Here is a 5,522-nt window from a genome sequence, read left to right on the forward strand (position 1 = left end):
ATAAGAGACAGGGTCGGGGGAGGGAGCGGTGGGGGATGACCGGGACGTCGTCGAATCCGGCACGCGAGGGGACGGGGCGCGGTTCGGAGTCGGAGCTGGTCGGGCCGGAGCCGGGATCGGCAGGGGTGGCCGGCGGAGCCGGAGGCGACGGCGATGACGGTGCTGACATCGTTGCCGGAGCGGTCGCCGGGTCGGCGAAGCGGGGCCGTGGGCGTGGCGAACGGCCCGTCTGGTCACGGGACTTCGCGCTGTTCTTCGTGGCCCGCGCCGTCGCCCGGCTCGGCGACACCATGCTGCCCGTGGCCCTCGCCGCAGGTCTGCTGGAACACGGGTACGGCGCGGGCGCGGTCGGCCTCGCCATGGCCTCAACAGCCGCCGCCTTCGCGGGACTTGTCGTCTTCGGCGGCGTGATCGCCGACCGTTTCAGCACCCGCAAGCTGATGATCGGTGCCGACCTGGCGCGCCTCGGCACCCAGTCCCTCGCCGCCGTACTCTTCTTCACCGGCCATGTCGTGCTCTGGGAGATCTGCGCGATCGGCTTCGTCAACGGCGTGGCGGGCGCGGTGTTCCAGCCCGGCGTGGCGAGTACGGTGCCGAGACTCGCCACCGACATCCAGGGCGCGAACGGCGCGATACGCATCGCCGAGTCCGCCGCCCAGCTCGCCGGTCCGGCCGTCGCGGGCCTGCTCGTCGGATTCACCTCGCCCGGCGGCGTGTTCGCGGCCCACGCCGCCACCTACGCGGTGAGCGCCCTCTGCCTCCTGCTCCTCCGGCTGCCCCCGCTCGCGCCGGGCAGCCGCGAGCCGGGGCACGGGTCGGGCGCCTTCAAGGCCGATCTGGTCGAGGGATGGCGGGAGTTCAGATCACGCACCTGGCTCTGGGCGGTCATCGCCGTCTGGTGCCTCTACATGATCGCCGTATGGGGTCCGACCGTTCCGCTCGTGGCGACACAAGTGGTGCAACAACACGGCCCGCGCGCCTACGGCCTGGTCAACTCGGCCCTCGGCGCGGGCACCGTCGTAGGCGGACTGCTGGCCCTGCGGCTGCGCCCCCGCCGTATGCTGCGCGCCGGTGCGATCGCCCTCTTCGCCTTCGCCGGTTTCCCGGCGACCGTCGGGGCGGGGCTCGGCGTACCGGCCATGGCGGCCGGCGCCGCTGTCGCCGGGGTGGGGATGTCCTTCTGGGGCGTGATGTGGGCGACGAGCGTCCAGACCCAGGTCCCACCCGGACGTCCTCAACCGCATCCACGCGTACGACGTGGCGGGCTCCCTCGCGATGATGCCCGTCGGCCAGGCCCTGGCCGGCCCCGCCGCCGCAGCCCTCGGCACCGACCATGTGCTCCTCGTCGCGGGCGCGATGAGCTTCGTCGTGCCGACCGCTCTGCTGCTGGTGCCTGCCGTACGCGGGCTGATACGCGCCGACGCGATACCGGTCGGCCCGAGTGGTTCCAGTGCCCCGAGCGATGCGGTGATACGTGAACGGGCGTGCCCGCAGGAGAGTTGACGGCGCCGGTGCCGGGACACGGTGGTTGCGTGTGACGGTGAGGGCGTTGTCGTACGGCGCGGTCTCAGCTCCGCTCCGCCACCCGCCGGCCTCCTTCTACTCCTACGAAGCCGCCGATCCGCTCGCGCAGCGTCCGCGCGTCGAGGCCGTGGGTGGTGAGGTGTTCGGCGAGGGTGCCGTAGCGCCGGAGTTCGGCCCGGCCGACGCCGAGGCCGAGAACGCGGTGGGGCACGTCGGCCAGTGCGTCGTTCGCGGCGGTGGCCGAGGTGCCCGCCAGATACGGCTCGACGAGCACGACGTCCGTCCCGGCGTCCCGTGTGGCCGCGCGCAACGCGTCCGCGTCGAAGGGCCGTACGGTCGTGGCGTACAGGACGGTGACGTCGAGGCCCTCCGTCGCGGCGAGGACGGCGTCGAGCATCGGCCCGACGGCGACGACCACGCCGGAGCGGCCCTCGCGGACGGTGCGGAAGCGCGCGCCGTCGACCGGGAGGGCCTCCGCGTTCGACTGGACGGACAGCCGTACGTACACCTTGTCGTCGCCCGCGGCGACCGCGTGCCGTAGGAGGGTCTCGGCCTCGTCCGGGTGGCCGGGCACATGCACGGTCCAGCCGTCCAGGGTGTCGAGGAGGGCCACGTCGCCCGGGCTCATATGCGTGAACCCGCCGGCGGGCCAGTCGAAGGAGGCCGCCGCGCTCACCAGTACCGCGCCGACGTCCTGGTGCCCGAGGTCCAGCTTGACCTGCTCGAAGGGCCGCTCGACGAGGAAACTCGCGAAGGTGTGCACGACCGGACGCATCCCGGTCAGGGCGAGCCCCGCGCCCGCCCCGACGAGGAGCTGCTCGCGGATGCCGACGTTGATCACCCGGTCGGGGTGCCGGAGCCGGGCGTCCGCGAAGCCGTCCACGCCGATCTCGGCGAGGACGACCGCGACCCGTGGGTCCTCGTCGAGCAGCCGGGAGACGACCGGGGCGAAACGGTCACGCATGGTGTCCATGGAGAGCCTTCCTCGATTGTGCTGCTGATATCGGATATCGGATATCGGAAACGGACGGACGATCAGGCGGACTTGGGCTCCACCCGGGCCACGACCACCTGCGGTCGGCCGGGGTGCGGCGCGGTGAAGGCGGCGTACAGCGCCTCGTGATCACGGCCGTCAACCGTCACCGCGGACCAGCCCGCGGCCCGGAACCGGGCGGCGATACCGCCGGGCCGGGCGTGGCTGGCCGAGGAGTTGTCGATGACGACGGTGTGCAGCCGGTCCAGTCCGGCGGGCCCGGCGAACGCGATGGCCTCGTGATTGCTGCCCTCGTCCAGCTCGGCGTCCCCGACGAGCACCCAGACCCGCGGTTCGGTACGCCCCTGGGCGCGCAGCCCCAGTGCCGTCCCGACGGCGATCGGCAACCCGTGCCCCAACGACCCGCTGCCGATCTCGACGCCCGGTACCAGCACCCGGTCCGGGTGGTGCCCGAGCGGCGAGTCGTAGGAGCCGAAGTCCGGGAGCCACTTCACCGGTACGAATCCCTTGGCGGCCAGTACGGCGTAGTACGCCATCGGCCCGTGCCCCTTGGACAGCAGGAACCGGTCCCGCTCGGGGTCGTCCATGCGCCCCGGGCCGACCCGTAGCACCCGGTCGTAGAGCACCCACAGTGCGTCCAGCGTCGAGGTCGCCGCCGGGCCGTGTTTCTCGTCGCCGGTCATCAGCCCCATGAGGCGGGGCAGGTCGCCGTGTGTGTACAGACGGCTGTGTTCCGTGGTTGTCGTCGTCATGCGGACGATCGTGCAACCTCAACCAAACTTCAGGTCAAGCGGCGAAGGCGGAGGCGACCCCTTGCCCGAATAAAGGCGTGCGCGATCACCGACGCGAGTGCGGTATTGTTTCCATGCGCGTTCAACCAGGGGAAACCCCAGGTCAGACGGGCAGCGGGACGTGGCGCAGCTTGGTAGCGCACTTGACTGGGGGTCAAGGGGTCGCAGGTTCAAATCCTGTCGTCCCGACCAGCTTTGATGCAGGTCGGAGGCCGTTCTCTCGTTTACGGGAGGGCGGCTTTTCGCGTTCCTGGAGGGCTGGTGGTCGCAATGTGGTCGCAGGCCGGGGTCGGGCGACACACCGCGTCGGACGGGTCGGACCTGTCCGGCAGAAGAGACCGGGAGCTCCTTCTCCCGGGCGATTGGTGAGTCGGTGTACGGCGGAAGGCCGTTTTCGGCGCGCGTGCTGGAGTGCTTGGCGATTCATCGTCGACAGCGAGGGTGCTGGCGAACTCGCTTGCAGGGGTCAGGGCTATTTGGGCTTCTTCCCTTTGCCATTGGCTTCGCCCGCCTGGCCGTTGCCGGAGGAGCCGGTGTTGCCCGCCGTGCCGTTGCCGGCGTCCGCGGCCTGGCTGGGTTTGCCCGTGCCGACCGACTTGCTCGGTGTGGACGTCGCCTGGGCCAGTTGCTCGGAGCAGTACGCGGCGACCTTGTCACTCCCGCCGGCGGCCGCGACGAGCTGCTGCCAGGCCGTTGCTTCGAGCGCCTTGCCGTGGCCCTTGACCTGCTCGTAGGCGCGGCAATGGGCTTCGGTGTTCTGGGCGTGGGACGAACCGTCCGTCGGCCGGTCGGCTCCGGTCGTCGCCGACGAGGCCGCACTGCCCGGCCGGTCCGGGGCGACCGACGGGTGCGCGGTCGCCCGGTCGGTACCGGCGCCGTCCGTGGACGAACCGGCGGAACCGATGGCCGCGACCGCGACGCCACCCAGGGCCAGGCTGGCGAACACCACGCCGAACGTCGTTTTCACGGGTCGCCCGGCACGCCGCTTCGCGGGCAGTCGCCAGTCGTCCCGGCGCCGGGTCCGCGCCCGTTGCGTGCCCGGGTTGCGGGTGGTCCGGAAAGCGACCAGAGCGCGCTGCTCGGCCTCGGGGTCGAGATCTCTGTCGCGGATGACGACGTCCAGCGTCGCCTCCAGTCTGGCGGTGTCCGGCGCGTCCCACGGGTCGGACGCGGCGCCACCAGGGTGCACACGTCGGCGGCCCGGAACTCCGTCGCCGCTCAGCCGTTCACCCATGTCCGCTTCCGTTCTTGTCCGACAGGTTCGATTCGTTCGGTATGGCCGTCTGGTGCCTGTACGTGGGCCCACCGCGGCCGTTGATGTTCATTTCGGTTGCTGTCGTTGTTCGTTCCGACTCCACCAGCGTTCGGGAAGCCTCATCCGTCACACCCGCGTCCACTTCGCCGCCGACGCCCAGCTGGCGCGCGAGGCGTTTCAGTCCGCGATGGGCGGAAGTGCGCACCGCTCCCGGACGCTTGCCGAGGACGCGGCCGGCGGCGGGACCGTCCAGGCCGACGACGACCCGCAGGAGCACGGCCTCGGCCTGATCCCGAGGCAACCCGCGGACCAGGTCCAGGGCCCGCTCGGTGGAGAGGGACTCCAGGGCCTGGTCATAGGTGCTGTGCGGGCCGGGCAGGTCCAGGACGTCCTGTTCGGTCCCGCCCGCCCGGGGCCGCACGCGCTGGCGCCGCAGATGATCCAGCGCACGGTGCCGGGCGATGGTCGCGGTCCAGCCACGGAACCCGGCCCCGTCTCCCTTGAAACGGTCGAGGTCACGGGCAATTTCCAGCCAGGCGTCGGACGCCACGTCCTCCGCGTCGTCGCCGACAAGCCCGTGCAGGTAGCCGAGCAGGCTGGGCTGCACGATCCGGTAGAGGATCGTGAAGGCGGATTCGTCGCCGTCCTGGGCTCGCTCGACTGCCGCGCCCAATTCCCCGTCGTACGTCTGTACGCGCCGGGGTCGCCGTAGCTGGCCCAAAACCGTCCTCGTTCGCACCGTTCACAGTGGGTCCGTGCCGTCCGCCGTGCTCCGGTCGCATCGACGGCCCCATGTTGACCAGCGTCCGTGCTCACAGAAGTGTCACAACACATCAGCTTTCTCCACGGCATCGCAGGCGCTCCGCCGCACAGCCGCCGTCGGCGCGAGGGTCGGCTCGACACATCCCCGGCGCCCCGTGAATTCGGTATGCGGACGGCGGCGGCGGTGGTGGTGGGG

At 71.4% G+C, this 5,522-nt stretch carries 4 protein-coding genes, 1 tRNA gene and 1 pseudogene; 2 read left to right on the plus strand and 4 right to left on the minus strand.

What is annotated here, in order from left to right; translation table 11 throughout:
- The first annotated feature begins 167 nt into the window (after positions 1-167).
- Positions 168-1,503 (plus strand): annotated as a pseudogene (locus ACNFOC_RS50295) (MFS transporter).
- Positions 1,504-1,567: 64 nt separating this feature from the next.
- On the opposite strand, the gene ACNFOC_RS50300 reads toward ACNFOC_RS50295, so the two are convergent.
- Together ACNFOC_RS50300 and ACNFOC_RS50305 are read right to left on the minus strand one after the other, a co-directional pair.
- On the minus strand, positions 1,568-2,497 hold the full coding sequence (locus ACNFOC_RS50300) for a transketolase family protein (protein ID WP_416965683.1): 930 nt from the start codon (positions 2,495-2,497) through the stop codon (positions 1,568-1,570).
- 62 nt (positions 2,498-2,559) lie between these two features.
- Complete coding sequence (locus ACNFOC_RS50305; RefSeq protein ID WP_416965684.1) at positions 2,560-3,270, minus strand: thiamine pyrophosphate-binding protein; 711 nt, start codon at positions 3,268-3,270, stop codon at positions 2,560-2,562.
- 154 nt (positions 3,271-3,424) lie between these two features.
- On the opposite strand from ACNFOC_RS50305, the gene ACNFOC_RS50310 reads away from it, so the two are divergent.
- Positions 3,425-3,501: transfer RNA gene (locus ACNFOC_RS50310), tRNA-Pro, on the plus strand.
- A gap of 280 nt (positions 3,502-3,781) precedes the next feature.
- Here ACNFOC_RS50310 and ACNFOC_RS50315 read toward each other — a convergent pair.
- Together ACNFOC_RS50315 and ACNFOC_RS50320 are read right to left on the minus strand one after the other, a co-directional pair.
- Positions 3,782-4,543 (minus strand): hypothetical protein, encoded by a 762-nt coding sequence (locus tag ACNFOC_RS50315; RefSeq protein ID WP_416965685.1) that lies wholly within the window; start codon positions 4,541-4,543, stop codon positions 3,782-3,784.
- On the minus strand, positions 4,536-5,285 hold the full coding sequence (locus tag ACNFOC_RS50320; protein ID WP_416965686.1) for an RNA polymerase sigma factor: 750 nt from the start codon (positions 5,283-5,285) through the stop codon (positions 4,536-4,538). Before ACNFOC_RS50320 ends, ACNFOC_RS50315 begins: the two co-directional genes overlap by 8 nt.
- Positions 5,286-5,522: the final 237 nt, after the last annotated feature.

The sequence above is a fragment of the Streptomyces colwelliae genome, assembly GCF_048158785.1.
Taxonomy (GTDB): domain Bacteria; phylum Actinomycetota; class Actinomycetes; order Streptomycetales; family Streptomycetaceae; genus Streptomyces.